The sequence below is a fragment of the Mycobacterium syngnathidarum genome (assembly GCF_001942625.1).
Lineage (GTDB): Bacteria > Actinomycetota > Actinomycetes > Mycobacteriales > Mycobacteriaceae > Mycobacterium > Mycobacterium syngnathidarum.
On the sequence record NZ_MLCL01000079.1, the window covers coordinates 165,722 to 191,633 of the forward strand.

A 25,912-nucleotide genomic window follows, 5' to 3' on the forward strand; every position below is an offset into this window, starting at 1 on the left:
CTGCGCGTCGGCTCAGGTGGTGGCGGCATCTCGCTGGACATGGACCGGCAGTTCGTCGTCCCAGGGCTGGCGCGTCACCATGTCGGCAACATTGACGTATCCCCGCTCGAACTCGCCGGTCGCCGCGTCGACGAGCCGGTACTGCTGGGTCTGACGCTGGATCGGCTGAGCGTCGAGCATGACGATCCGCACCTCCCCCGGCTCGAAGTGGCATCGCTTCTGCAGGGCGGCCACGAGCTGCTCGTTGCTCATGTGCCCGTCGCCGAAGTTCCAGCCGATCGCCGTGGACACGATGCGCTCCCCGTCGGTCAGCACATAGTCGTCCTCGTTCTGGCCCGCCATCGCCCGGTGCGCCAGGGTGAACAACGCCCGGCCGTGAGAGTTGAAGCCGCGGAACGCGTATCCCATGTACAGGTACATCTGGGCAACCTCGGGGCTGCCGTAGTACCGCTCCATCTGGGCGGCCGGCATGCTGGCGATCGCGACGATGCCCTTCTCGATCTTTTCCGCCGCCGACGGTTTGACGCACCACAGCGAGGTGTCCCAGTTCCCGGCGTAGTAGCGCATGCCGGGCAGGAACGAGATCTTGCGCGGGAACAGGTTTCCCAGCACCACGGTGCCCGCGACCACCGCGAACAACACGATCGGCCAAGGGCTGGTGAGATCGGTCAGACCGATCCCGGCCTGCCCGACGAACAGCGCCGCCACGGAGAACATCATGAAGACGTTCCACTCCAGCGGCACGCCCATCGGGATGGAGCTCAGGATGCCGAAGTGGAATACCAGCATGACAAATGCGGCAATCGCCGTCGGCCAACCGCCATGTGAGAAGAACAGCACCAGCGGCACCAAACCCTCGATGGCCGTGGAGAAATGCGCCACGAAGCGTGACGGACGACCAGGGCGGAGGTCATCGGGGAAATGCTCGAAGAACTTTCGTTTGATCCAGCGTGGCCGGAACACCGGGTTGTTGCTCATCATCGTCGAGATGACGAACGGGAAGTGTTTGGTGAGTTTCGAGGCCGCCGCACCGATCCAGATCGTCAGGCAGATCAGCTTGGCCGCGATGATGATGTCGGCGCCGCTGAACAGGAAGCAGACCGCCAACGAGCCGTACACCTCGCCGCGCGCGGCCAGGAAGATCACCTTGTCGCGCAGGCCCGCGACGGCGAGCAGACCGACGATCGCGGCAGTCTGCCACACCGGCAGTACACCGATTTCGCTGCCGAGCGCCGGGATGGGGCCGGTGCCCTGCGAGGCCAGTGCCACCACCAGCATCACCAACAGCGCTCCGTAGAGCGCGACGTCGACGAGCGAGCGGTTGTCCCCCCTCGTCAGCGGCACCCGGTTCGGCCAGGGTGGCAGCCGAATGGTCTTGGGCCGCAACCAGTACAGGATCGAGCCCATCGGCGGGAAGAACCGGTTGTTGAGGGGGCCGAAGCCGCAGCCGAGGCCGATGACCTCGAACAGCATCGTGTAGAACACGACCTTCTGATAGACGATCGGCTCTGCGTACCAGGAGGCGACGTTGGTAAATCCGTCGACACCTGCAGTGGTCAGCGCGATCAGCCACGCGCCCAGGACGTAGGCCAGGATCTTGACGACGTAGAACAAGTGCAGCGCAACCGGGGTACCGAACCCCACCTCCGCCCAGTGCCGGGCCATCGGCTGGATCTTCTCGGCGCGGGTGCCCTTGCTCCACTGCTCGAAGTCGATCTCCGGAGATTCCTGTTTGAGAAAGCCCATGCCCGACAGACTAGAACGTGTTCTAGTCGGACCTCACACGAACAGACGCATATGTACCCGACACGCCGGGGCAACGGGACATATGCGTCTGCTCGCGGGGAGACTAGCCCGTCTTCGCCGGCGGGCGGTAGAAGATCGCCAACTGGCCGATGCCACCTGCCAGGCCCAGTCCCACCGCGATCGCCAGCCCGTACCAGCCGTGCAGCAGATCGTAGAAACCGCAGTTGGAGAACAGCAGGTGGTCAAGGCTGTAGCGTCCGGCCCCCAGGCCGGCGATCGCGACCGCGGCCGCGGCCAGGATGAGGTTGTACTCCCAACCTTCCTTGACGATGAAGAAGCCGTTGGCCCGGTGCACAGTCCAGGCCGCCACCAGCATCAGCGCCACGAAGCCGGCGGCGGGCACCGGGGTGAGCAAGCCCAGGGCCAGGCCGAGACCGGCGGCGATCTCGGTGCTGGCCGCGACCCGGGCGTGGAACAGGCCCGGCTTCATGCCGATGCTGTCGAACCACCCCGCAGTGCCGGGGATCCGTCCCCCACCGAAGAACTTGTTGTAGCCGTGAGCGGCCATGGTCAGGCCGAGCACCACGCGAAGGAGCAGGATCGCAGTGTCGTAAGCAGAGGAAGCCATGTAACAGAATGTAGGACATCTGTTAAGCCGCCGCCCAGCCCCCATCCACACTGAGGATCGCCCCGTGGATGTTTCCGGCGTCTTCACCGGCCAGGAACACCACCGCCGCGGCGACCTCCTCCGGGGTGCTCATCCGCCGGGACGGGATCCGGGCCAGCACTGGTCCGACTTCGTCGGCCACGTCGGCGGCTCGTTCCGTGGCGATCGGCCCGGGAGCCACTGCGTTCACCCGCACCCCGCGTGGGCCGTACTCGACCGCCCACGACTTTGTCAGCGAGTGCACGGCCGCCTTGGTCGACGAGTACAGCGCGGAGCGGTCTCCGCCGATCAGCCCGGTGATCGAACCGACGTTGACCACCGCGCCGTGCCCACGCTCAGCCATCGCGGGCACAAGAGCTCCCGTCAACAGGAACGGGGCGATGACGTTTGTCTGATACGACTCCAGCAGCGCCTGCTCGGAAACCTCGCCGGTGGGTTGCGGCATCCCCCACACTCCCGCGTTGTTGACCAGGATGTCGATCCGTCCACCGGCGGCTGTCGTGGCTTCTCGCGCCAGGCGCTGTACTTCGTCGCCTCCGGCGCCGAGGTCGGCGGCGACGAACTCGGCTCTGCCACCGGCGGTGCGGATTTCGGCGACGACGACATCACCGCGTTCCTTGTTGCGACCACTGACGATGACGAAGGCGCCCTGGGCCGCCAGCGCCTTGGCGATGGCGACACCGAGACCGCCGGTCGATCCCGTGACAAGTGCGGTGCGGCCCTGCAGCCGCGTAAAATTTGGACTCATGAGTCCAGGTATAGGCCGCTGAAAATGGACCTGCAAGTCCAGAAACTGACCGCGAAGGGCGAGGCCACCCGGCGCCGCATCATCGAGGGCGCGACCACGGTGATCCGGAGCAACGGCGTGGCTGCCACCACGCTCGACGACATCCGCGCCCACACCCAGACCTCCAAGAGCCAGCTGTTCCACTACTTCCCCGACGGCAAGGACCAACTGCTGCTGGCCGTGGCCGAACGCGAGGCCCAGATGGTGCTGGAAGATCAACAGCCCTACCTGGGCGAGCTGACCTCATGGGCGGCTTGGCAGCGCTGGCGCGACGCCGTGGTGGATCGGTACCGACGCCAAGGGCAGAGCTGCCCGCTGAGCCTGCTGATGTCGGAGATCGGGCGGAGCACTCCGGGCGCCCAGGCGGTCACCAAAGCCTTGCTGAGGCAATGGCATGACGAGATCTCCGACGGCATCCGCCATATGCAGGCGCAGGGCAAGATGGCCGCCGATCTGGATGCCGACCGCGTGGGCGCGGCGCTCCTGGCCGGCATCCAGGGCGGGGTCAGTGTCATGCTGGCCTCCGGCGACCTCAGTTACCTGGAGTCCGCCTTGGATGTCGGGATCGCGATGCTGCGCCGCGGTCAGCCGCCCAGCGCCGCATCCAGCCGGGCGAGATAGGCGTCGATATCGCCGAGCGCCGACTGCGCCGCATGGACGCTCACCGCGACGACGTCACCGATGCCGTGCACCCCGTGAGTGAGCCCCATCATCGGCGACAGCGACGGGTAGCCGGCCGTGACCGCCACCGGGGCGGTGCCGAATCGCAGGTCTGCCGCACCCCGGTTGACGCTGGACACCACGGTGTTGCCGGTAACCATCGGTGCCCGCACCGTGGGATCGAATTGTGCTACACCCCAACGCAACAGCGGTGCCGGAGTGGCAGCGAATGCCCGGCTGGATGCGACCATCGCGGGGTGCGCCGCCCGCCTGCGCCGGTCGGCGAAGTCCGCCTCGATACGCGTGATGCGTTCGGGTACCGCCAGTTCCGGGTACAGCCCGATACCGACGTTGCCGAAGTGGTTGTGCGCCAGCCGTACCCCCGGCTTGGCCATCGGCACCTCGGCTCCGAGGGCAGCCGTGTCGTCGCCGTACTGGCGTAGGTGATCGGCCAGTGCCGAGGAAATGGCGGCCAGCACTCCGACTGTCACGGTCGGGCCCGGAAGCTGCGCGCGGCGGCGAACGATGGTGCGCACCCATCGGTCCCCGGCCGGCTCGGCATTGCTGCGCAGCACGGGCCGCGACGGGGCCTGAGGCGGTACCGTGCCCAATTCGGTGTCGCGCATCAACTCCCGGTGGGTCCGCGAAGCCGCCACGGCACGCCAGGGCAGGCGCGCGGCCGCGAAGCGTTGCGATGGCACGGGCGGGATCTCCTCGGAGCGGCCGAACAACCAGGCGGCCAGCGCCGAGGCGCGGGTGCCGTCGGCGAGCGCATGAGAGATCTGCAGCACCGCGACGGTGCCGGCAGCGGCGCTGGCACCGGGAACACCGTGGACACAGGAGAACACGTGCAGGCGCCAGGTCGCGATGGTGGCGTCGAGCTGGTCCTCGGCCAGCTTCGCGACGATGTCCAGGCATTCGTTCCACTGCAGTTCGTCGTCGCGTCTGACGAACTGGTCGCTCTCCACCGCCCGCGGCACCCAGGCCGGATACGTCGGCCGGCAGTCGTCGCGGATACACATGGCCAGATCCGCACAACGCCGCGCGCGCTGAAGGATCCCGGACACCGCAGCCCCCGGATCGTCGGGCACACCGTCGAATCCGTACAGCAGGAACTGATCGTTGGGTAGTTTGGCCGACATCCACCAGTTCTGAGCGTCGATCGCGGCCATCCGGCGCACCGGTCAGTCCCTCCCGGGGCTGCCGATGAAATCGACGATGCGCTGCGCCACCATGTCGGGCTGATCGAGTTGTAGGAAGTGACCGGCGGATTCGACGGTGTGGGCATCGCTTCCCGCCGGCAGCACCTCGCGCACCCACCGGATGTAATCCGGTGCGGCACAGCCATCATCGGTACCGTGCAGGTACAGCGACGGCAGTACCGGCGGCAGCAACCAGTGGTTGTGCAGTTCGGCGTACTGTGCCGGCGGCTTGCTCATGCGGACGGTGGCCCGGTAGTAGCCCAGCGCAGCGCGCCACCGGTCTGGCGCACCGATCGCGGCGTCGACGTGGCGGGCGTCCTCGGCCGCGTCGTATCCCGGTGACCACGTCTTCCACAGCCGAGGCACCACCCAGGAGGCGGAACGCTCGGGCAGCCAGGGCAATTGGAAGTACATCATGTACCAGCTGCGCAAGGCCTGACGCGGCAGTTGGGCCAACAGCTTCCGGGCATCGGGCACCCGGCCCAACGGCTGAAACGATGCCATCGGCGGCACCGACATGATCACGGCCTTCTTGAACGGGTTGTCCTGCAGGGCAGCCACTCCCGAGGCCGCCATCGCACCCCAGTCGTGGCCGATGATGACATCGTGACCGGTCGGGCCGACGGCTTGCAGCAATCGCAGCGCATCGTCCATCAGGGCGCCGACGTGATAACTGCCGTCGGTCGGTACCGAGGAGGGCACGTACCCGCGCATGAAGGGCGCCACCACTTTCCACCCGGCCCCCGCCAGAGCCGGCGCCACTTTGCGCCAGCCATAGGCGGTGTCGGGAAAGCCGTGTAGGCACAACGCAACCGGGCCATCTTCGGGCCCCCACGCCAATGCCCGCAGTTGCACCGCGGGAGTGGCGACATCGATCCAGCGTGGCTCGGTCACATCGGCACCGGCTCGTACTTGGACATCAGCCAGCGGTCATCGACCTTGACCATGGTGGCCCGCGCAACAGACACGGTCTTCTGCGGCATTTCCCGCCCGACTTGGACGCTCTGGTCGACGAACAACACCAATTCGGCGCTGTCAGGCTGTGCGCTCACCACCCCTGCGCGCAAGACGTCGGCTACCGCGGCGATCTGCTGAGCATGCGCCGCCGGGATCACGTCGTTGATCATCACCGAATATTTGCCGAGGAACTCCCCCGTCATCCGGTCACGGGCTGCGCCGAGCTGCTGCTCGACCGTCTCGGTCTCATACGACAGCATCTGGGCAGTGATCTCTTTGGCCGCCTGAACCGATTCGTCACGGGCGGTGTCGCTTTGATCCTGCGCCACGATCAGCCACCGCAGAACCCCGCAGGTCACCGCCAGCACCAACGCGATGGCGGCCAACACCACCGGCAAGCTGACCCGTGACCGTGTGCGTGGGGCTTCAGCTTCGTCGGCTTCGTCGCTGGGTTCGACCGTGCCGGCGCCTGTCTCGGTATCGGTGTCGGTATCGATGTCGGAGGCATCCGACTCAGAAGCATCCGACTCAGAGACATCCGGCTCAGAGACATCGCTGGCGGCCGCGTCGGCCATGTCCTCGGCCACCACGTCGCCCTCCGCTGCTGCTGCGGCTTCTACCGGCTCGGCGGCGTTCTGGTTTTCGGCAACCTCCGGCTCAGAGCTTGCCTGCTCGGGTTCGACTGAACCCGCCGCGGCCTTGCGACGCCCGCCCGGCGGCATCTTGTGCCGGCCGCTCACTGGATGAACTCCACGTTCGACACCTTTGCCTTACCTTCGATGTCCTGCACCGTCACCACCATTCGCCACACCTGGGGCTTCTGTTCGGGCACACCCGCATTCGTCGACCGAACGGTCACCGACACGAGGACATTCGCCTTGTCGTCGGAGTAGGACTCCAGCCCCGATGACGTCACCGTTCCCGTCGACTTCGACTTGATCTGCTTGACCACCTCCAGGAACGACTTCGAGCGCCGCTCGAAGTCGTCGTAGAACCGTCCCGTCGAGATGTCGAGCACTCGCTGGATGTCGTCTTCGGCGTGCTCCCAATCGATACTGGTGAGGTTCGTCGCGCCCAGCCGCGCGGTGTCCACGAACATCGCACGTCGCTGCTGCTCCTGATGGACCTGGTAGTAGCCGTAACCCAGCCAACCGGTCAACGCCAGGAGCGCGACGACGAGCACCCCTCCGACGATGCCCGCGGAAGCAGAACGCAGGAAACCACCCCGCTTGGGTGCCGCGTCGTCAGCTTCCGTCGCGGGTTCGGTGCCCTCAACCTGCGGTTCGACGGCCTCGGTCGACTCGTTTTCTGCCTCGGATTCCGGAACTGCGGGTTCGGGGGCGGACTGGCTCGACTCCTCGGTCTCGGTCGGCTCGACCGGCTCGGTGTCGGCGCTGTCGTCTGCCATACATCTGCTCCTCGGTGGCCCTTACGTGGTGCGTGCGATGGCACGCGTGCGGTCCAAAGTACGTGGCACCGGTCACACCGTCACCAGCGGTACCGGCAGTCCCGGATAGGCCGCCGGTCCGGGTCGCTACGAGCTGCCAGGCTCCCGGCAGGCTGTGCGCGCCCCGACCGCACGCAGGGCAAAGTCCAACGCCGCCGCACACGCTGACTCCCAATCGCCCTCGGGAGTCAGACGTGACAACTCGTGACTGACCACCGCGCGGATGGCCGCTGCATCCCGCTCCGGTCTGGTCAACGGAAGCGATCCGTCGTCTCGGCCGCGGCGCAGGAGACCGGCCAACGCACGTTCGCGGTCCAAGCGCCACTGTTCCTGCACCGACTGGTAGCCCCTGGCCGCACGGACCTCCTCCGAATCCAGAACAATCGCGCGCCCACGCAGCCGCGCATCGCGCATCACGTCGAACGACACCCTGATCCAGCGCGCCAGCAGTTCGGCGGGAGCACCGTCCTGGTCGGCGGCGATCTGGTCGAGCCGACGGCCCAGCGACTTGCCCGAACTCGCCTGCATGGCCAGGAACAAGGCATCCTTGGATTCGAAATGGCGATAAAACGCCCGGGTGGACAACCCGGCCCGAGCCAGCACCGCCGCTATCGGCACCGCACCATCGTGGGGCTCGGACAGGCAGGTGAAGGCGGCTTTGATGATCGCGTGGCGTTCCGCTGCCATCACGTCGTTCGCCTCGGCACCTGGCTCGCTCTGCACGATTGCCGATTCTAGGAACGCCACGCCGCGCGGGTCGCAGATGTGGCGAAAACCCACCTGGGTAACGTGACCTCCCGGGGCCTGCCGAGAGGAATGTCCGTGAGCACCGGGAAAACCGAGCACAGCGAGTCACGCACCGTCACGTTCCGGGGAGTCGATGACCTGAACCTGGTCGGCGACGAGTGGAACCGAGACGCCGCGTCCGCTGCCGACCGTCCCACCGTCCTGCTACTGCACGGCGGCGGACAGAACCGGTACTCCTGGAAGAACACCGGGCAGATCCTGGCCGATCGCGGTTTGCACGTGATCGCGCTCGACGCACGAGGTCACGGCGACAGCGACCGCTCGCCGAGCGCGAACTATTCGGTGGAGGCGCTCTCCGCTGACGTGCAGCAGGTGCTGTACCAGCTCGGACGCCCGGCGGTGCTGATCGGGGCCAGCATGGGTGGGCTGACCAGCATCCTGGCCGCCCATGAGGCCGGCCCGGAACTGGTCACCAAGCTGATCCTGGTCGACGTGGTGCCGCGGTTCGAGAAGAGCGGTAGCGCCCGCATTCGCGATTTCATGTTCACCAACGTCGATGGCTTCGACTCCCTTGAAGCGGCGGCCGAGGCCGTTGCGGCCTACCTGCCCTACCGCACGAAGCCGCGCAGCCCGGAGGGCCTGCAGAAGAACCTGCGGCTGCGCGACGGGCGCTGGTACTGGCACTGGGATCCGGCCTTCCTCACCAAACCCGAGGACGACCCGTTCGTGCGGGTGGAGAAGCTCGAACACGCCGCGATGGCGCTGACCATTCCGATCCTGCTGATCCGCGGCAAGCTGTCCGATGTGGTCAGCCCCCAAGGGGTGCAGGACTTCCTGGAGAAGGTGCCCGCCGCCGAGTTCGTCGAGCTGTCCGATGCGGGGCACACTGCCGCCGGCGATGACAACGACGCGTTCTCCGAGGTCGTCGTGGAGTTCGTCGCGCGGTGAACGCCGAGCGTGACGCTGTCGGCTTCAGCTTTCTGCGCGAACCCGAGCTGCCCGCGACGGCCCAGACGGTGCCCAATCTGCGCGACGACAAGCTCACCGCGGTAACCGGTCTGGGCTCAGGCGGCGCGGCCCGTGTCTGTCTGCTACGGCATCTTCCTACGCCGACACCCCGGACCGGGTACTGACCGAGGGCTGACCAACCATGCCGGCCTATCGTGCTTGCTCGGCCCCTTCGGCTTCGGCCAACCGCCGGTGGAGCCGCTCCCGGATGTCCTGCGGGGTGTAGGCATTGCGGCGGCGTTGGTCCCGCGCCACTATGACGCCGCCGGCGACAACCCCCGCGACACCGGCCAGCCCTATCCACTTCCAGATGCTGCGCATGCTCTCAGTGTGCCTAAGCTTCGCTTGTGAAAGCGAACACGGTGGCTCTGACCAAGGCACTGGAGGAAACTCGGACGGGCGACATCTGGCTGTTCCGCGGTGGCTCGGGGCCGGACCGCGCAATCCAGACCCTGACCAACAGCCCGGTCAACCATGTCGGGATGACGGTCGCGATCGACGACCTGCCGCCGCTGATCTGGCACGCCGAGCTCGGCGACAAGCTGCTCGACATCTGGACTGCCACCAACCATCGCGGAGTGCAGCTCAACGATGCCCGCCAAGCCGTCGAGCGCTGGGCGCACAACTACGGGCAGCGCTGCTGGTTACGCCAGCTCACCCCGTTCGCATCTCGCGAGCAGGAGGACCAGCTGCTCAAAGTGATCGCCCGGATGAACGGCACCGCCTTTCCCACCACGGCGCGACTGACCGGACGCTGGCTGCGCGGCCGGGTACCGGTCATCAGTGACTTCACCCGGGGAATTCCATTTGTGCACAACAAGGTTCGTGAGTCCGCCGAACGCAAGAAGTCTCGCACCCGGCAGGTCGGGCTGGAAACCGCCTACTGCGCGGAGACGGTGGCCATCACTTACGAGGAGATGGGTTTGCTGTCCACCGAGAAGCACTACAACTGGTTCGATCCGGGCTCGTTCTGGAGCGGTGACCAGCTGCCGCTGGCCAGCGGCTACCGATTGGGCGACGAGATCTCCGTGATCGTCGACTGACGCGCGGGCTACGGCGAGAAACTCCGGCCGAACTCTGTCTCACGTACCGTAATCGCGGCACAATGGCCTGGTGAGCAGCACCCCAAAGGAGGGGAGCCACCATGGATCGCATTGCACGATTGGCGGCCATCGCCGTGGCCGGCGGGCTGGTCGTGGCCGGCTCAGGGGCGGCTGTCGGCCATGCGGACCCGGCTTTCGGCCCGAGTTATCAGGGCGGGAACTGCCCGGACGGACTCACATGCACCCACTGGTGCCCCGGCGATCCTCCGATACCGGGCAGCCACGTCATCACCTGGGACGCCAACATCTGCCATGACTGGTACTGGAACTCCGAAGGCGTCGTGGACATCGCATCCAACACGATCTATCCCTGGCACGGCGTCCCGCATGAGGCTCCGCCGCCGCCCGTTCTAGGCCCACCGCCGCCGCCCGCTCCCCCGCAGCCGCTGCCTGCGGATTGCCCGCCGTGGTCGCCCATCCTGGCCCCCTCACGTTGCGGCGGGCTGTAGCGCTCGCATTTCGACGGTCTTCCCGACCTCCGCCGAGGGCATTATGTTAATGTCCATTCTTGTACAATGCTTGTGGTATATAGCCGAGTAATCAACAAGCAGAATCATTGTTGGGGATTTATGTGAATGTTTATTCACGAAACAAGGGGGCAACGATGACGGAAACGACATCCAGGAACGGCAATACCGCTCAAGCAGCGGTCGCTGACCAGCTGACCGAGGTCGACGTCAGCCGGATCACCAAGACCCTGCGGACGACCTTCCACAGCGGCCGGACACGATCGGCCCAGTGGCGCTCGGATCAGCTGAACCGACTCGCGCAGATGATGACCGACAATGAGACCGCGATCATCGAAGCGCTATCGGCGGATCTGGGCCGCGCACCTTTCGAATCCTGGCTGACCGATATCGCCGGCACAGTTGCCGAAGCACGTTACGCCGCAAAGCATGTCAAGCGCTGGATGCGGCGCGACCGACGGATGCTCGAACTACCCCAACTACCCGGACGGGGCTGGGTCGAGTTCGAGCCGTACGGCACCGTCCTGATCATCGGGACCTGGAACCTACCCTTCCTCCTGACCTTGGGCCCCGCCATCGGCGCCATCGCAGCCGGAAACACCGTGCTGATCAAGCCTTCCGAGTTCGCACCGCGGACGTCACGACTGTTGGCGGAACTGCTCCCGCGCTACCTCGACCGTGAGGCGGCAGTGGTCGTCGAAGGCGGGCGCGCGGCCAGCGAACTGCTGATTGAGCAGCAGTTCGACCGAATCTTCTTCACCGGCGGAGCAGCGACCGGCAGCAAGATCCTGGCGGCAGCGGCCCGGCATCTGACACCTGTGACGTTGGAACTGGGCGGAAAGAGCCCGGTGATCCTCGCCGATGATTGCGATGTCGACGTCGCGGCCGCCCGGATCGGGTGGACGAAGCTCATCAATTCGGGGCAGGTCTGCGTCGCTCCCGACTACGTTCTCGCCCACCGAGATGTCGCCGAACGCTTCGTCGACCGACTGTGTGATTCCTGGGTTCGCTACCGGGCGGGCCAACCAAAAGGCATGCCGATCCTCAACATTGACCATGTCGAGCGGTTGGGTGAATATCTGATCGACACCCGCGGGGACATCGCCTTCGGTGGCGGCATCGACCGGTCGTCGCTCACCGTCGAGCCGACCGTGGTGCTCAACCCCGATCCCTCCGAGCCGCTGATGACCGAGGAGATCTTCGGGCCGATCCTTCCGGTGATCACGGTCGATTCTGTCAGCGATGCAATCGATTTCGTGAACTCCCGGCCCAAACCACTTGCCGCCTACCTGTTCAGTCGATCTCGATCGGTGCGCAATCGTGTGGTGTCCGAGGTGCCGGCAGGCGGAATGCTGATCAATCACGTGGCATTCCAGGCATCGACCACCCGGCTGCCCTTCGGCGGGGTGGGCAACTCCGGAATGGGTGCCTACCACGGACATTGGGGCTTTCAGGAGTTCAGCCATGCCAAGACGGTGTTGACCAAACCCACCCGGCCCGATCTGTCCCAGATCCTGTACCCACCCTACACCGACCGGGTCTGGAAGCTGGCACGCAAGCTGTTCTGACCAGGGCTCGGGCCGCCCCTCGGGCGGCCAAGATGCTCGCGCGCCACCGATCCCAGGTGAGGCCCGAGGGGTCGGTCAGGGCGCTACCTGCGGTTGACGCGGACTGCCTCTTGGATCAGCGCTTTGAACGCGTCCGCATCCAACTCGTCGTCTTGACGCAGATCGATGGAACGCCCAACTGGAGCCTCGAGGCTCGCGTTGAACAGATGGTCGGGGTCTTTCACGGACGAGCCTTTGGCAAAGTTCACCTTGACCTTGCCCTTGTACATCTCCAAGGTGCAGATCAGGCCATCCAGCGAGAACGCAGGCACACCGTCAGGGTTGGATGGCTTGCGCCACTTGATCTCCTCGACCACGTCGGGTTCGGCTTGTGTGATCAACGACCGGATCTCATCGACCCGATCGACGCGCCAATCCCCACTCACGTCCGCCAATGTACGCCGACCGACGGTAGCGACCGCCTGGCGAGCGTGGACCCATGCCCGAGAACTGGACCTGATGCGCGCATATCTGCCACGCTCGCCGCTGGTGCGCTTACGCGATGGCGGCGCGGACGATCTCCGCGACACGCTGCTCGGTGACATCGTCCAGGCCATCGAAGTACCAGGCCGCGGGAATCAACAGTCCATCCTTGCCCCCGGCCGGCTTGAGCGTGGCTTTCTCAGTCACCCCTAGGCTCATCAGCTCGTCATTGCGGAAGAAGACGAGGACGGGACTACTCGCGGACCTGGCATAGCCAGGCATGCCGTACCAGATGCGCGGCTTGAGCTCGGGTGCCGCTGCGACGATCACGTCGTGCATGCGGCGCATGACCTCCCGCGCAGGCTCATCCATCCCCGCGATCTTGTCGAGGACCTGCTTGAGGTTCTTGTCGTCCTTGTTGGCCACTGTCATGTCCTTTCGTGAGCCGGTATCGATCTACCGGCGCAATGGAGTAGGCGCGAGTTGACGCAGCACCCCATTTCGGACATGTCCTGATCGGCTCAGGCCTCTCCGCAATGATTCAGGCGATCGTTCACCTGGAAGCGCAGAACGTGGCAGGCATCGCCGGCCACGTCGCTCACGCTAACACGGCTCACCGATAACGGCCGCCGCGCATGCGAGGATCTGCTCGAGCACCGCAATGCCTAGAACACCGGGAGAGACGATGGCCAGCCGTTGGTCCGGAGTAACCATCGATTGCGTCGATCCGGTTCGGCTGTCGACCTTTTGGGCGACCCTGCTCGGCATTCCAGTGTCGAGTGAACACGGAGGTGATCCGGCCTGGGCGACTGTGGGCTCACGCGCGGGACAGTTTCCCCGCCTCACCTTCCAGCGCGTAGCCGAACCGAAAGCCGGAAAGGTACGCATCCACCTGGACGTCGAAGTCGACGACATCGACACCGGACGTCACCAGGTCGAGGAACTGGGTGGACGCTTTTCCGGCTTCCGGCATGACTACGACGAAGGGGTCGTGCTGAACATGCTGGATCCCGAGGGTCATGAATTCTGCCTGGTGCAGTATTTCGACAGGGCCGCCCCTAGACGTTGACGCGGGGCTCCACGAGATCGCGTTACCGACACAACGTCGGTACCCGTTGGCTCTGCGGTCAGGGCGCAAAACTTCGAGAGCACACCACCATAGCCGCAGAGTCAACGGCACTACACGTTGAAGCGGAACTCCACCACGTTCCAGCGCGAAACAACGTCACGCCGACGGCGCAATGTACTCGTGGCTCAGTTCGACAACCCTGGCGATGTGGCCGAAGTCGTGGTCTGCAGCGAGCACAGTCGCATCGTTGACGATGGCATACCCGGCAATGAGGATGTCGAGCGACCCAGCCGCCCGGACAAGGCCCGAATTCCACAGGGCGCTTTGAATTTCGAGCACCAAAGATTCGTCGGGCGCACGCTCGAGCGGGAAGCCGAGGGAGATCTGCTCGCGATAGTGCGCGTGCTCTTCGGACGTGCGAGCACTGTGGCAGAACTCGAGCACCTGCGGCGGACATGTGACGAACAGGTCGGCTGGCGCTCGCTCGATGCGCCGCAGCCGCGCGGTGATCCCCTCGTCTCGAGTAGCCAACCTCGCCCAGACCGAGTTGTCGACGAGGTAGTCCGTCACGAGGTCTCGGTTGTGTCCGGCGAGATCACGGGCGCACCCAACTCGGCAGGGAGGTCAGCCAATCCCCCGATGCCGTCGATCATTGCGCCCTTCTGCTTCGAGGCGATGAGCCGACGCAATGCGAGATCCAGAACAGCCCGATTCGATCGCTCACCCGTGAGCGCCCTGGCACGCTCTATCAGTTCCGGATCCAGGTCCACGCTGGTGACAGCCATGATGCTCCCCCTTTGTTGTTATATGAGTAATTATATAACAGGGATCGCAGTCCTCTCGGACTTCACTGCATACGCTGCCGCCTTGAGACGTTGAAGCGGAACTCAACTACACGTTAAATCTGAACTCCACCACGTCCCCGTCGGCCATCACGTAGTCCTTGCCTTCCATCCGGACCTTGCCCGCGGCCTTGGCAGCCGCCATCGACCCGGCCTCGACGAGATCGTCGAAGGAGACAACCTCGGCTTTGATGAAGCCCTTCTCGAAGTCGGTGTGGATCACGCCGGCCGCCTTGGGGGCGGTGTCGCCCTGGTGGATGGTCCAGGCCCGCGCTTCCTTCGGCCCGGCGGTCAGATAGGTCTGCAGTCGCAGGGTGTGGAAGCCGGCCCGGGCCAGCGCGTCCAGGCCGCGTTCGGTCTGTCCGATCGACTCCAGCAGCTCGTTGGCCGACTCGTCGTCGAGCTCGATCAGCTCCGATTCGATCTTGGCGTCCAGGAACACCGCGTCGGCCGGGGCCACGAGTGCACGCAGCTCGGCCTGCTTCGCCTCGTCGGTCAACACCGATTCGTCGGCGTTGAACACGTACAGGAACGGCTTGGTGGTCATCAGGTTCAGCTCACGCAGGATCGACCAGTCCTTGCCGGTCGAGAATAGAGTCTTGCCGTCGTCGAACACCGCCTGCGCCGCGACCGCCGCGTCCAGGACCGGCTTGCGCTCCTTGTTGTTGCGGGCCTCCTTCTCCAAGCGCGGCACCGCCTTCTCCAGCGTCTGCATATCGGCCAGGATCAGCTCGGTCTCGATCACCTCGATGTCGGACCGGGGATCCACCCGCCCGTCGACATGCACCACGTCGTCATCGGCGAACACGCGCACCACCTGGCAGATGGCGTCGCACTCGCGGATGTTGGCCAGGAACTTGTTGCCCAGGCCGGCACCCTCCGAGGCGCCTTTGACGATGCCTGCGATGTCGACGAACGTCACCGGTGCCGGAACGATCTTCTCCGAGCCGAAAATCTCGGCGAGCTTGTCCAGCCGGGGATCGGGCAGCGGAACCACGCCCTCGTTGGGCTCGATGGTCGCAAACGGATAGTTGGCCGCCAACACGTCGTTACGTGTCAGGGCATTGAACAGAGTCGACTTTCCGACGTTCGGCAAACCGACGATTCCCAGGTTCAGGCTCACAGGGACCACAGTCTAAGCCGGTGTGACAGGCGCGCCAGCGCGAGCTGGCAGCACGCGGCCAGACTGAGCCGGTACGGTCTACGTGTGTCAGGACAGCGCGCACAGTCGGCAGTGCCGGCTGACCATCGCTCTGTACACCCGCGTTTCGCCGGTGTGCCGTGGTGGGGAGCTGTGCTGATCGCGGTCACGGCTACCGCGATCGGCTTTGCTTTCGATGCCGGTTCGGGTGATCGCGAGCTCAGCGCCGTATTCGCGGTCTGTTATTCGCTCGGTTGCCTTGCGGCTGTCCTGCTGGTGCAGCAGGCCGGTCTGTTCACCGCCGTGATCCAGCCCCCACTAATACTTTTCGTCGCCGTGCCCGGGGCCTATTTCCTGTTCCACGGCGACCAAATGGGCGGCATGAAAGACCTCGCGATCAACTGCGGATACCCGCTGATAGAACGCTTTCCGCTGATGCTGTTCCTTTCGGCTGCGGTGCTGCTGATCGGGCTTGGTCGGTGGTATGTCGGCCTGACCTCGCATCGCGGGACCGACGAGGCCGAGTCGGCTGATTCCGCACGGGCCAAACCGGCCATGGCAACGCCGATGGCGGGAATTGTGTCATCCGTCACAGAGAAACTTTCCGGGCTGGTCCTCCGCAAACCCGCCACCGTGTCGACACGCCGGGACCGCACAGCCCAGTCGGACGCCGCGGCAGATGCCCCGCCGCGGCGGCGCCCGTCCGAGCGACCTCGACGTCGGCGTCCGCCGGGCACCGAGCCCGGTGCAGGTGCAGCCGGCGCGGCCGCACCGGCCTCCGGGCGTCCCCGCGGCGAGCGCAGGCCCACCAAGCGGGCCGCTGCGGCGCCACGCCCTCGGCCGAGCCGCCGTGTCGGCGACGATCTCGGCAGCGAACTCGACGGCGCGGTTCCCGAGCGGCCGCGGCGGCCCAGGCCTCCGCGCGCAGCCGAGCCCGGAACCGGCGAACCTCGCAGGCGGGTGCGGACCCAGCCGCGCGAACCGCGCGAACCGCGCAAGCAGCCGCCGCCGGAGCGTCGCGATACGGGCGGGTTCGACGCCGGACGCGAGCGTCCGCAGCGGCCCCGCCGTCGATTCGACGACTACCAGCCGTTCGAGGACTCCTTCGACCCGCCGACCGGGTCGGGCCGCTCGACGCACCACCCGGTGTCGCGGGTGCGTTATCGCGGATCTGAGGACGAAGACCACCGCGTGGAACACCGCACGCGGCCACGGGCACCCAAGCGCACGGCCACCAGGGGCCGCCATTCGTGGGACTACGACGACTGATCGGCGCCTCGTCGGCAGCGCGCCCGCTCAGGAACGCGGCGGACGGATTTCTCGCGGCAGCGCGAACACCAACGTCTCGTTGGCAGTCGTGACGGGTTGCACGGTGCCGTAGCCGTAGTCGGCCAGCCGCTCGAGCACACCGCGCACCAGGACCTCGGGCACCGACGCCCCGGAGGTGACGCCCACGGTGGAGACGCCCGCCAACCAGGCCGGATCGATGTCTTCTGCGTAGTCCACCAGATGCGCGGACTTCGAACCGGCGCCGAGGGCCACCTCGACCAACCGCACCGAGTTCGACGAGTTGCGTGAACCCACCACGATCACCAGCTCGCACTCGGGAGCCATCGCCTTGACGGCAACCTGGCGATTCTGCGTCGCGTAGCAGATGTCGTCGCTCGGTGGATCCTGCAGCGTCGGGAACTTCTCGCGGAGCCGGCGCACCGTCTCCATGGTCTCGTCGACGCTCAGCGTTGTCTGCGACAACCAGATCACCTTCTCCGGATCACGCACCGTGACCTTGTCGACCGCGTCGGGATTGTCGACGACCTGGACGTGGTCGGGCGCTTCACCGGCGGTGCCGACCACCTCTTCGTGGCCCTCGTGGCCGATCAGCAGGATGTCGAAGTCATCGCGGGCGAATCGTTTGGCCTCGTTGTGCACCTTGGTGACCAGCGGGCAGGTCGCGTCGATCACCTGCAGGCTGCGCTCGGCGGCGGTCTCGTGCACGGTCGGCGCCACACCGTGCGCCGAGAACACCACGATCGCCCCTTCGGGCACCTCGTCGGTCTCGTCGACGAAGATGGCGCCGGCCTTGGCCAGCGTCTCCACCACATGCTTGTTGTGCACGATCTCGTGGCGCACGTAGACCGGGGCTCCGTGCTTCTCCAGGGCGCGCTCGACGGTCTCGACGGCACGGTCCACACCCGCGCAGTATCCGCGTGGCTCGGCCAGCAGAACCCGTTTGCCGGAGGCTTGCGAACCGCCGCCTGACCTCACCGAGCTGGTGGCACCCGGGATACCCATGTTGATTGTCGACGGCATGTCTCCAGGGTACGGGGCTACAACGCAACGGAGCCAGCCGTAGGCTGTGGCCATGGGAACTGCACCGTATGGGGTCCGGCTGCTGGTTGGTGCGGCTGCGACCGCTCTGGAAGAAACCCGCAAGCTGCCTCAGACGATCCTGACCTACCCCATGACGGTGGCCAGTCAGGCGGCCAACCTCGTCATGCACGTCCAGCAGAACCTCGCTGAGCTGGTAGTCAAGGGCGACGAGACACTCGAGCAGATTTTTCCGCCCAAGGATGAGCAGCCGGAGTGGGCCACGTTCGACGAGGATCTCGATTCCGGCCCCGACTCTGAGGACGACGCCGACGCGGGGAGCTCCGACGACGGTGAGCGACGGACCGAGGGGCGGTTCGCCCTCTACAGCACCGGAGAACCCGAATCGGCCGGTTCGACGAACGGCAAGGCCGGCGGCGCCACCGCCGCGGGTGCGCCGGCCATCGCCGGCGAGCTCGGGTACGACACGCTGACGCTGGCGCAGCTGCGCGCGCGGTTGACCTCCCTGCGAGTGGCCGACCTCGAGGCGCTGCTGGCCTACGAAGAGGCCGGTCGGGCCCGTGCACCGTTCGTCACGCTGCTCGCCAACAGGATCACCCGCGCGACCGCGAAGTGACCGAACCGGGTCAATCACCGGAGAACCCCTGGCCGGTACGCGCCGTGGCGACCCGCGTCGCCAAATGGATCGACCGGCTCGGCACGGTGTGGGTCGAGGGCCAGCTGACCGAACTCAAGGTCCGCCCCGATTCCAAGACCGTCTTCATGGTGCTGCGGGATCCGGCGGCGGACATGTCCCTGACCCTGACCTGCCCGCGCGATCTGGTGCGCAACGCCCCGGTCAAACTGACCGAGGGCACCCAGGTGATCATCTGCGGCAAGCCCAACTTCTACACCGGACGCGGCACGTTCTCGTTGCGGGTCAACGAGATTCGCGCGGTCGGTGTCGGTGAGCTGTTGGCCCGGATCGAACGGCTGCGCCGGTTGCTGGAAGCCGAAGGGCTGTTCGACCCACGACTCAAGCGCCCTATCCCGTTCCTGCCCAACACCATCGGTCTGATCACCGGTCGCGCCTCGGCCGCTGAGCGTGATGTGACCACCGTCGCGGGCAGCCGCTGGCCCGCGGTGCGCTTCGCGATCCGCAACACCATCGTGCAGGGGCCCAACGCGGTGCCGCAGATCATCGAAGCCTTGGCAGCCCTGGACGCCGACCCCGACGTCGACGTCATCGTCCTCGCGCGCGGCGGCGGCAGCGTCGAGGACCTGCTGCCGTTCTCCGACGAGACGCTGTGCCGGGCCATCGTCGCCTGCCGCACCCCGGTGGTCAGCGCGATCGGCCACGAACCCGACACTCCCCTGTCCGATCTGGTCGCCGACGTGCGCGCGGCCACCCCGACCGACGCGGCCAAGCGGATCGTTCCCGACGCGGCCGCCGAACAGGCGCTGATCACCGATCTGCACCGGCGCAGCGCCCGCGCGCTACGCAATTGGGTGCACCGCGAGCAGCACCACCTGGAGCAGTTGCGCAGCCGTCCGGTGCTGGCGCAGCCGCTGGCGGCGCTGACCGCTCGGGCCGAGGAGATCACGCGCGCCCGCAGCACCGCCCAACGCGACATCACCCGGCTGATCACCGCGGAGGCCGACACCGTGGGCCATCTGTCGGCTCGGCTGACCGCTCTCGGCCCGGCGGCGACGCTGGCCCGTGGATACGCGGTGGTCCAGGCGGTCCCGCCGACCGGGGCGCCGACGGTTCTGCGCTGCGTGGCCGACGCGCCAGAAGGCACCCGATTACGGGTGCGGGTGTCCGACGGAGTGATCACCGCCGTCAGCGACGGCAATGAAGCTGCAGCTGTCAGTGACGGGAGCTAAGAAGGGGCGTGAGGATCGTGAGCATGAAGCCTATTAGTGAATTGGGCTATGAAGAGGCCCGTGACGAGCTGATCGCTGTGGTGCAGCAGCTGGAGCAAGGAGGGCTGGACCTCGATGCTTCGCTCAACTTGTGGGAACGTGGCGAGAAGCTGGCACAACGCTGTGAGGAGCACTTAGCCGGAGCTCGGCAACGTGTGGAGCAGGCACTGGCTGCCCGAGAGTCCGACGAAACTTGATTCAGCAACCAATCTCGCCATTCGCATTCGAAACTGGAACCTGTTTCAGTTAAGCTGCCCGGCATGGGTGACGCATCTTTGACCACTGAACTCGGCCGCGTCCTGGTCACCGGCGGCTCCGGCTTCGTCGGCGCCAACCTGGTGACCGAGCTGCTCGACCGCGGATACACGGTGCGCTCGTTCGACCGCGCACCGTCGCCGCTGGGCGACCACGCCGGTCTTGAGGTGGTCGAGGGCGACATCTGCGACAAGCAGACCGTGGCCGCGGCCGTCAAGGACATCGACACCGTCATCCACACCGCGGCGATCATCGACCTGATGGGCGGCGCCTCGGTCACCGAGGAGTACCGGCAGCGCAGTTTCGCCGTCAACGTCGAGGGCACCAAGAACCTGGTGCACGCAGCCCAGGAGGCAGGCGTCAAGCGCTTCGTCTACACCGCCTCCAACAGCGTGGTGATGGGCGGACAGGACATCGTCAACGGTGACGAGACCATGCCGTACACCGCGCGCTTCAACGACCTCTACACCGAGACCAAGGTGGTCGCCGAGAAGTTCGTCCTCGCCCAGAACGGCGAACGGGGCATGCTCACGTGTTCGATCCGGCCCAGCGGCATCTGGGGCCGCGGCGATCAGACCATGTTCCGCAAGGTGTTCGAGAACGTATTGGCTGGCCACGTCAAGGTGCTCGTCGGAAACAAGAACATCAAGCTGGACAACTCCTACGTGCACAACCTGATCCACGGGTTCATCCTGGCCGGCGAGCACCTGGTTCCGGGCGGCACCGCACCGGGCCAGGCCTACTTCATCAACGACGGCGAGCCGCTCAACATGTTCGAGTTCGCTCGCCCGGTGATCGCGGCGTGCGGCCGCAAGCTTCCGACGTTCTACGTGTCCGGCAAGCTGGTACACAAGGTGATGATGGCCTGGCAGTGGCTGCACTTCAAGTTCGCCCTGCCCGAGCCGCTGATCGAACCCCTTGCGGTGGAACGCCTTTACCTCAACAACTACTTCTCGATCGCCAAGGCCAAGCGCGACCTGGGCTATGAGCCGTTGTTCACCACCGAACAGGCCATGGCCGAGTGCATGCCCTACTACGTCGACCTGTTCCGTCAAATGGAGTCCGGGGCCAAGCAGCCCGTCACCGCCTGATCAGCGGTACAGGTGCACCGGGTGGTGAGTGGACTGCTCGATACGTGCCGAGGCGGCATGCAGCAGATCGCTGCCCAGTGCGATGAGCGCGCGCGCCGCCGCGATCTCCTCACCGATCATCGGCGCTCCTGGATCCTTGGGGTTCCGGTACGCGTCTCCGGTCGTGGACATCGTGTCTTCGCGTATCTGCGCCCGAGCCGAGGCATGGGTGTGGATCTCGTCTTCTGAGAACTCGATCTCGACGAGCCACTTGTTGGTCAGATCCTTGTCGTACATGTCAATCACCCTCCACCTTCAAGGGTGCGCTCGATACGTCCCGGACACCAGGCCACAGCGTGAGCAACAGGTGACGCAGCATGGCCACGAATACCAGCGCCCACACCGCCAGCGCGACCCAGCTCTCCACGTAGCCGATGCGTTCGACGATCGGCAGCTGGTCGGCCTGACCGAGATAGTGGCCGCCCACGCCGTACATACCGAGTGGGAAGACCACGCTCCACAGCGTGGCGTCATAACGCAACGGGATGCGATGGACCCAGTGGCGCCAGATCCCGGCCGCGATCAACGGCGGGATGAGCCAGGTGCCGAAGGCCCAGAAGAACACCGACGTTCCCGCGATCAGGCCACGAGTGGCCGCGACCATCGGCGCGTCGGCCATCTCCACGATCCGAGCTCCGGCCACCACCGTGATGGCGGTGGCGCCCATCGCCACCCAATACGACGGTGTGAGATCGGCGGGCCGCAACGGGTACACCAACATCCGGATGGCCACGAAGATCCCCGCGGCGCCGTACAGAAATATCCCGACCGACCACGAGAACACCGCCAACAACGCCAATTCTGAACGGCCCACGGCGATTTCGGGCTGCAACGCCGCGGCCAGCACCGCGACGGACTGGCTGGCCACCACCCAGATGAACCAGGTGCCGTTGGCACTCTGGAGCACCGGGCGGACGGCCTGACCGAGAACCGCCGTCCACGGCACCACATAGCCCAGCACCATCCACGTCACCCAGCCCACACCGAGCAAGCCGAATGCCAGCCCGTAGTGGCCGTCGGTAGCCAATCGGGTGCCCACCACACACGTCGCAGCCACGAACGTGAACATGGCGAAACCACGGCTCGGGTCGGTCAGGTCGGCGATGAACTCCCGACGCGACGTGAGGGTACGTATGACCGTCAGCACCACCAGGACCAGATACGCGATCCCCGCCACCCACAACAACGCAACCGAAAGCGCGTGCACGCGGTGATAGGTCATCGCTATCGACATGATCCCGGTGGCCATGACGAGCGCGAAGTAGCCGGGATGCAGGGTGCGCACTGCCTCGCGGACCGTCGGCTGACTCATGGCTCTGGTCATACCACCGCATCAGCGGACCGACGCGTAAATTTCGGGCGACAGGCGAGCGAAGCCGTCGACTCGATAGTTGAATTTTCCCTGAGAGAGCCGACAGTCCGGCGTCAATCCGTGAGCGCGCGAATAGCGTTGGGATGACTCGCGCCACCTACGTCAATAAATTCGATACGAGAGCGAGGCCTGCACAATGGCGAACAAGCAACCCAACATCCTGGTGATCTGGGGCGATGACATCGGAATCAGCAATCTGTCCTGCTACAGCATGGGGTTGATGGGCTACCGAACGCCCAACATCGACCGCATCGCCCACGAGGGAATGATTTTCACCGACTCGTACGGTGAACAAAGCTGCACCGCCGGACGTTCATCCTTCATCACCGGCCAGAGTGTGTACCGCACTGGCCTGTCCAAAGTCGGCATGCCAGGCGTCGACATGGGCATGTCACCCGAGGACCCGACGATCGCGACACTGCTGAAGTCAGTCGGTTATTCCACCGGCCAGTTCGGCAAGAACCATCTCGGTGATCTCAACAAGTACCTGCCCACCGCACACGGTTTCGACGAGTTCTTCGGCAACCTGTATCACCTCAACGCCGAGGAAGAGCCGGAAAACCCTGACTACCCAACTGAAGAGGAGGCGCCGCAGCTTCGGGCCAAGATGCTGCCCCGCGGCGTGGTGCATTCGTGGGCCACTGAAGAGGAATCAGAGGAAGTCGATCCGCGATTCGGACCGCTGGGCAAACAGCGGGTCGAGGACACAGGGCCGCTCACCAAGAAGCGCATGGAGACCATCGACGACGAAACCACCGAGGCATGCATCGACTTCATCAAGCGCAAAAATGAAGCGGGCAAACCGTTCTTCGCCTGGATGAACACCACGCACATGCACTTCCGGACACATACGAAGCCCGAAAGTCGCGGGCAGGCCGGCCGGTGGCAGTCCGAATACCACGACACGATGGTCGACCACGACCGCAATGTGGGTCAGCTGCTGGACGCCCTCGACCAGCTGGGCATCGCCGAGGACACCATCGTCATCTACTCCACCGACAACGGCCCGCACGCCAACACCTGGCCCGACGGTGCCACCACTCCGTTCCGCAGCGAGAAGAACACCAACTGGGAGGGCGCCTTCCGCGTCCCCGAAATGATCCGTTGGCCCGGGAAGATCAAAGCCGGCGCCATCTCCAACGAGATCGTGCAGCACCATGACTGGTTGCCGACCTTCCTCGCCGCTGCCGGGGAAGCAGACATCGTCGAGAAGCTCAAGAAGGGTCATAGGGCCGGTGACAGGACCTACAAGGTCCACATCGACGGGTACAACCTGCTGCCGTACCTCACCGGCGAAGTCGAAAAGAGTCCGCGCCGTGGGATGGTGTATTTCTCAGACGACTGTGACGTGCTTGGCGTACGGATCGACAACTGGAAGATCGTGTTCATGGAGCAGCGCTGCCAGGGCACACTGCAAATCTGGTTCGAGCCGTTCACCGTCCTGCGGGCACCGAAGCTGTTCAACCTGCGTACCGATCCCTACGAACGTGCCGACATCACGTCCAACACCTATTGGGACTGGTACTTCGACCACGATTTCCTGGTGTTCATGGCCAACGCGCTCGTAACCCAGTTTCTGGATACGTTCAAGGAATTCCCGCCGCGGCGCGAGCCGGCATCGTTCACCATCAAGAACGCCGTGGAACAACTGAACAAGTATCTCGAATCGATCGGCGGCTGAGTTGGGCGCACTACCGTACTGGAACGACGGCCCCGCGAAGTCGGCGATCGTCGACTTCGTGGGGCGCGCCTGCAGCGAGCTACCGCCCGAAGAGCGCGTAGCGGTATTCGACAACGACGGCACGCTGTGGTGTGAGAAGCCCGCCTACATCCAGCTGGATTTCCTGGTGCGTCGGCTGGCCGACCAAGCCGCCGCCGACCCTGCGCTGGCCGCCCGACAGCCCTACACCGCGGCCGCCACCGGCGACCTCGGCTGGTTCGGCGACGCCGTCACCAAGCACTACAACGGCGATGATTCGGCACTCAAAATCCTCGTTGGAGGCATACTTTCGGCTTACGCCGGGCTGACCGTCGACGATCATGCGGACCACATCAAGGCATTCTTCGCCGAGGCGCAGCACCCGACTCTGGCGCGGCCGTACACCGCATGTGGCTATCTGCCGATGATCGAGTTGCTGCGATATCTGGAGGCCAACGGTTTCACCAACTACATCGTTTCCGGCGGCGGTCGTGATTTCATGCGGCCGGTGACCGCATCGATGTACGGCGTCCCGCCGGAACGAGTGATCGGCAGTTCCGTCGGACTGGATTTCGTCGACGGTCAGCTCAAGACAACTGCCACACCGGAGTTTCTGAATGACGGTCCGGTCAAAGCAGTGCGCATCTGGGGCCGCATCGGCCGTCGGCCGATCTTCGCGGCAGGCAACTCCAACGGCGACATCCAGATGCTGGAGTACACCGCGGGCGGGCCTGGCCCGTCGTTGGGCCTGCTGGTGCGTCACGACGACGCCACACGCGAATTCGATTACACCGCAGGAGCGGAGAACGTGTTGGGGCTCGCCGCGGACCGTGGCTGGACGGTGGCAAGTATGCGCGACGATTGGACCACGGTCTTTGACTGAGTGCGCACCGACGTCGACCCTGCGTCCAGGATCCACAACTGCGAGTAATCCTCGCCCTCACCGCCGGGTCGACGCATGACACTTCCTGAGTCAACCTCAGGCCGTTTTCGGCAGGAGTCTTTGTGTTCCGCCGTGGAGGTTGGGGTTGTAGGGGCGGTGGTCGTGCCAGCAGCGGTAGATCACCCGGATCCAGGCGCGGGCGAGGATGCGTATGGCATGGGGATGGTCGTGTCCGCGGGCGCGAGCTCGGGTGTAGATGTCTGCGGCCCAGGGGCTTTGGTGGCGGCTGTTGTCAGCGAAGGTGGTCAGTGCTCGGCGGAATCGTTTGTTGCAGGCCCACCGGAAGTGCACCGCGTGTTGTTTGCCGGACGCTTTGGTCACTGGTGTGGCTCCGGCCAGGGCGGCCACCGCGTCGGGTCCGTCGTAGGCTGCACGGGAGTCGCCCCACTCGGCGAGCACCTGGGCGG

Annotated in this window: 32 protein-coding genes; 14 read left to right on the top strand and 18 right to left on the bottom strand. The window is 65.5% G+C overall.

Annotation, left to right across the window (positions count from 1 at the left end; genetic code table 11):
* Positions 1-12 precede the first annotated feature (12 nt).
* The 3 genes from BKG60_RS23190 to BKG60_RS23200 all read right to left on the bottom strand — a co-directional run bounded on the left by BKG60_RS23190 (position 13) and on the right by BKG60_RS23200 (position 3,161).
* Positions 13-1,746, bottom strand: a complete 1,734-nt coding sequence (locus BKG60_RS23190; protein WP_070944691.1) for a DUF3556 domain-containing protein — start codon at positions 1,744-1,746, stop codon at positions 13-15.
* A gap of 103 nt (positions 1,747-1,849) precedes the next feature.
* Positions 1,850-2,374, bottom strand: a complete 525-nt coding sequence (locus tag BKG60_RS23195) for a DoxX family protein (RefSeq protein WP_070944690.1) — start codon at positions 2,372-2,374, stop codon at positions 1,850-1,852.
* A gap of 22 nt (positions 2,375-2,396) precedes the next feature.
* Entirely contained in the window at positions 2,397-3,161 is a 765-nt protein-coding gene (locus BKG60_RS23200; RefSeq protein ID WP_070944689.1) for an SDR family NAD(P)-dependent oxidoreductase, read from the bottom strand.
* A gap of 24 nt (positions 3,162-3,185) precedes the next feature.
* Between BKG60_RS23200 and BKG60_RS23205 the strand changes: the two genes are divergently transcribed.
* Positions 3,186-3,821 carry a TetR/AcrR family transcriptional regulator gene (locus tag BKG60_RS23205; protein WP_070944688.1) on the top strand — a complete coding sequence of 212 codons (636 nt, stop codon included), beginning with the start codon at positions 3,186-3,188 and terminating at the stop codon, positions 3,819-3,821.
* Here BKG60_RS23205 and BKG60_RS23210 read toward each other — a convergent pair.
* From BKG60_RS23210 to BKG60_RS23230, 5 genes are all read right to left on the bottom strand, one after another.
* A complete protein-coding gene (locus BKG60_RS23210; RefSeq protein ID WP_171054950.1) occupies positions 3,785-5,032 on the bottom strand; it encodes a WS/DGAT/MGAT family O-acyltransferase in 1,248 nt (415 codons plus the stop codon). The genes BKG60_RS23205 and BKG60_RS23210 overlap by 37 nt on opposite strands.
* A gap of 12 nt (positions 5,033-5,044) precedes the next feature.
* Positions 5,045-5,956, bottom strand: a complete 912-nt coding sequence (locus BKG60_RS23215) for an alpha/beta fold hydrolase (RefSeq protein WP_070944686.1) — start codon at positions 5,954-5,956, stop codon at positions 5,045-5,047.
* Positions 5,953-6,759 (bottom strand): hypothetical protein, encoded by an 807-nt coding sequence (locus BKG60_RS23220; RefSeq protein WP_083339239.1) that lies wholly within the window; start codon positions 6,757-6,759, stop codon positions 5,953-5,955. Before BKG60_RS23220 ends, BKG60_RS23215 begins: the two co-directional genes overlap by 4 nt.
* Entirely contained in the window at positions 6,756-7,427 is a 672-nt protein-coding gene (locus BKG60_RS23225; RefSeq protein WP_070944685.1) for an Mce protein, read from the bottom strand. Before BKG60_RS23225 ends, BKG60_RS23220 begins: the two co-directional genes overlap by 4 nt.
* Before the next feature lie 126 nt (positions 7,428-7,553).
* Positions 7,554-8,189, bottom strand: coding sequence for a TetR/AcrR family transcriptional regulator (locus BKG60_RS23230; RefSeq protein ID WP_239253218.1), 636 nt, complete (start codon positions 8,187-8,189; stop codon positions 7,554-7,556).
* A gap of 99 nt (positions 8,190-8,288) precedes the next feature.
* On the opposite strand from BKG60_RS23230, the gene BKG60_RS23235 reads away from it, so the two are divergent.
* Both BKG60_RS23235 and BKG60_RS23240 read left to right on the top strand, forming a co-directional pair.
* Positions 8,289-9,161, top strand: a complete 873-nt coding sequence (locus tag BKG60_RS23235) for an alpha/beta fold hydrolase (protein ID WP_070944723.1) — start codon at positions 8,289-8,291, stop codon at positions 9,159-9,161.
* A complete protein-coding gene (locus BKG60_RS23240) occupies positions 9,158-9,346 on the top strand; it encodes a hypothetical protein (RefSeq protein ID WP_070944684.1) in 189 nt (62 codons plus the stop codon). The genes BKG60_RS23235 and BKG60_RS23240 overlap by 4 nt, the downstream gene beginning before the upstream one ends.
* 25 nt (positions 9,347-9,371) lie before the next feature.
* Here the strand turns inward: BKG60_RS23240 and BKG60_RS31600 are convergent, their stop codons facing one another.
* On the bottom strand, positions 9,372-9,542 hold the full coding sequence (locus tag BKG60_RS31600; RefSeq protein WP_120765005.1) for a hypothetical protein: 171 nt from the start codon (positions 9,540-9,542) through the stop codon (positions 9,372-9,374).
* 41 nt (positions 9,543-9,583) lie between these two features.
* Here BKG60_RS31600 and BKG60_RS23245 point away from each other — a divergent pair, with 41 nt between their 5' ends.
* The 3 genes from BKG60_RS23245 (at position 9,584) to BKG60_RS23255 (ending at position 12,359) form a co-directional block, all read left to right on the top strand.
* A complete protein-coding gene (locus tag BKG60_RS23245; RefSeq protein ID WP_120765011.1) occupies positions 9,584-10,264 on the top strand; it encodes a guanylate cyclase in 681 nt (226 codons plus the stop codon).
* Between the two features lie 101 nt (positions 10,265-10,365).
* Positions 10,366-10,773: a hypothetical protein gene (locus BKG60_RS23250; RefSeq protein WP_075910060.1), complete on the top strand. Its 408-nt coding sequence runs from the start codon at positions 10,366-10,368 to the stop codon at positions 10,771-10,773.
* A gap of 155 nt (positions 10,774-10,928) precedes the next feature.
* The gene (locus tag BKG60_RS23255) at positions 10,929-12,359 is read left to right on the top strand and encodes an aldehyde dehydrogenase family protein (RefSeq protein ID WP_075910061.1); all 1,431 of its coding nucleotides are present in this window, start codon (positions 10,929-10,931) and stop codon (positions 12,357-12,359) included.
* Positions 12,360-12,442: 83 nt separating this feature from the next.
* Here the strand turns inward: BKG60_RS23255 and BKG60_RS23260 are convergent, their stop codons facing one another.
* Positions 12,443-12,784 (bottom strand): DUF1801 domain-containing protein, encoded by a 342-nt coding sequence (locus BKG60_RS23260; RefSeq protein ID WP_070944682.1) that lies wholly within the window; start codon positions 12,782-12,784, stop codon positions 12,443-12,445.
* A 109-nt stretch (positions 12,785-12,893) separates the two neighbouring features.
* Positions 12,894-13,253 carry a DUF1801 domain-containing protein gene (locus tag BKG60_RS23265; RefSeq protein WP_070944681.1) on the bottom strand — a complete coding sequence of 120 codons (360 nt, stop codon included), beginning with the start codon at positions 13,251-13,253 and terminating at the stop codon, positions 12,894-12,896.
* 253 nt (positions 13,254-13,506) lie between these two features.
* On the opposite strand from BKG60_RS23265, the gene BKG60_RS23270 reads away from it, so the two are divergent.
* On the top strand, positions 13,507-13,890 hold the full coding sequence (locus tag BKG60_RS23270) for a VOC family protein (RefSeq protein ID WP_070944680.1): 384 nt from the start codon (positions 13,507-13,509) through the stop codon (positions 13,888-13,890).
* 156 nt (positions 13,891-14,046) lie between these two features.
* Here the strand turns inward: BKG60_RS23270 and BKG60_RS23275 are convergent, their stop codons facing one another.
* From BKG60_RS23275 to ychF, 3 genes are all read right to left on the bottom strand, one after another.
* Positions 14,047-14,460, bottom strand: a complete 414-nt coding sequence (locus BKG60_RS23275) for a PIN domain-containing protein (RefSeq protein ID WP_070944679.1) — start codon at positions 14,458-14,460, stop codon at positions 14,047-14,049.
* Entirely contained in the window at positions 14,457-14,675 is a 219-nt protein-coding gene (locus BKG60_RS23280; RefSeq protein ID WP_070944678.1) for a type II toxin-antitoxin system VapB family antitoxin, read from the bottom strand. Before BKG60_RS23280 ends, BKG60_RS23275 begins: the two co-directional genes overlap by 4 nt.
* 106 nt (positions 14,676-14,781) lie before the next feature.
* Positions 14,782-15,855: a redox-regulated ATPase YchF gene (ychF, locus tag BKG60_RS23285; RefSeq protein ID WP_070944677.1), complete on the bottom strand. Its 1,074-nt coding sequence runs from the start codon at positions 15,853-15,855 to the stop codon at positions 14,782-14,784.
* A gap of 84 nt (positions 15,856-15,939) precedes the next feature.
* Here ychF and BKG60_RS23290 point away from each other — a divergent pair, with 84 nt between their 5' ends.
* Positions 15,940-17,142, top strand: coding sequence for a DUF6542 domain-containing protein (locus BKG60_RS23290; protein ID WP_070944676.1), 1,203 nt, complete (start codon positions 15,940-15,942; stop codon positions 17,140-17,142).
* A gap of 27 nt (positions 17,143-17,169) precedes the next feature.
* On the opposite strand, the gene BKG60_RS23295 is transcribed toward BKG60_RS23290, so the two are convergent.
* Positions 17,170-18,183, bottom strand: coding sequence for a 4-hydroxy-3-methylbut-2-enyl diphosphate reductase (locus tag BKG60_RS23295; RefSeq protein WP_070944675.1), 1,014 nt, complete (start codon positions 18,181-18,183; stop codon positions 17,170-17,172).
* Between the two features lie 52 nt (positions 18,184-18,235).
* On the opposite strand from BKG60_RS23295, the gene BKG60_RS23300 reads away from it, so the two are divergent.
* From BKG60_RS23300 to BKG60_RS23315, 4 genes are all read left to right on the top strand, one after another.
* Positions 18,236-18,817 (top strand): lipid droplet-associated protein, encoded by a 582-nt coding sequence (locus tag BKG60_RS23300; RefSeq protein WP_070944674.1) that lies wholly within the window; start codon positions 18,236-18,238, stop codon positions 18,815-18,817.
* Positions 18,814-20,067, top strand: coding sequence for an exodeoxyribonuclease VII large subunit (gene xseA, locus BKG60_RS23305; RefSeq protein WP_070944673.1), 1,254 nt, complete (start codon positions 18,814-18,816; stop codon positions 20,065-20,067). Before BKG60_RS23300 ends, xseA begins: the two co-directional genes overlap by 4 nt.
* Positions 20,068-20,090: 23 nt before the next feature.
* A complete protein-coding gene (locus BKG60_RS23310) occupies positions 20,091-20,303 on the top strand; it encodes an exodeoxyribonuclease VII small subunit (protein WP_070944721.1) in 213 nt (70 codons plus the stop codon).
* A gap of 63 nt (positions 20,304-20,366) precedes the next feature.
* Positions 20,367-21,452 carry a 3-beta-hydroxysteroid dehydrogenase gene (locus BKG60_RS23315; RefSeq protein WP_070944672.1) on the top strand — a complete coding sequence of 362 codons (1,086 nt, stop codon included), beginning with the start codon at positions 20,367-20,369 and terminating at the stop codon, positions 21,450-21,452.
* On the opposite strand, the gene BKG60_RS23320 is transcribed toward BKG60_RS23315, so the two are convergent.
* On the bottom strand, positions 21,453-21,728 hold the full coding sequence (locus BKG60_RS23320; RefSeq protein WP_070944671.1) for a dsRBD fold-containing protein: 276 nt from the start codon (positions 21,726-21,728) through the stop codon (positions 21,453-21,455).
* 1 nt (position 21,729) lies between these two features.
* Positions 21,730-22,803, bottom strand: coding sequence for a tellurite resistance/C4-dicarboxylate transporter family protein (locus BKG60_RS23325; RefSeq protein ID WP_070944670.1), 1,074 nt, complete (start codon positions 22,801-22,803; stop codon positions 21,730-21,732).
* Positions 22,804-22,999: 196 nt separating this feature from the next.
* Here BKG60_RS23325 and BKG60_RS23330 point away from each other — a divergent pair, with 196 nt between their 5' ends.
* Together BKG60_RS23330 and BKG60_RS23335 are read left to right on the top strand one after the other, a co-directional pair.
* On the top strand, positions 23,000-24,544 hold the full coding sequence (locus BKG60_RS23330; RefSeq protein WP_070944669.1) for an arylsulfatase: 1,545 nt from the start codon (positions 23,000-23,002) through the stop codon (positions 24,542-24,544).
* 1 nt (position 24,545) lies between these two features.
* On the top strand, positions 24,546-25,445 hold the full coding sequence (locus tag BKG60_RS23335) for an HAD family hydrolase (protein ID WP_070944668.1): 900 nt from the start codon (positions 24,546-24,548) through the stop codon (positions 25,443-25,445).
* 96 nt (positions 25,446-25,541) lie between these two features.
* On the opposite strand, the gene BKG60_RS23340 is transcribed toward BKG60_RS23335, so the two are convergent.
* Positions 25,542-25,912, bottom strand: a 371-nt coding sequence (locus BKG60_RS23340; protein WP_165688722.1) for a transposase, incomplete at its 5' end; no start/stop codon positions are given.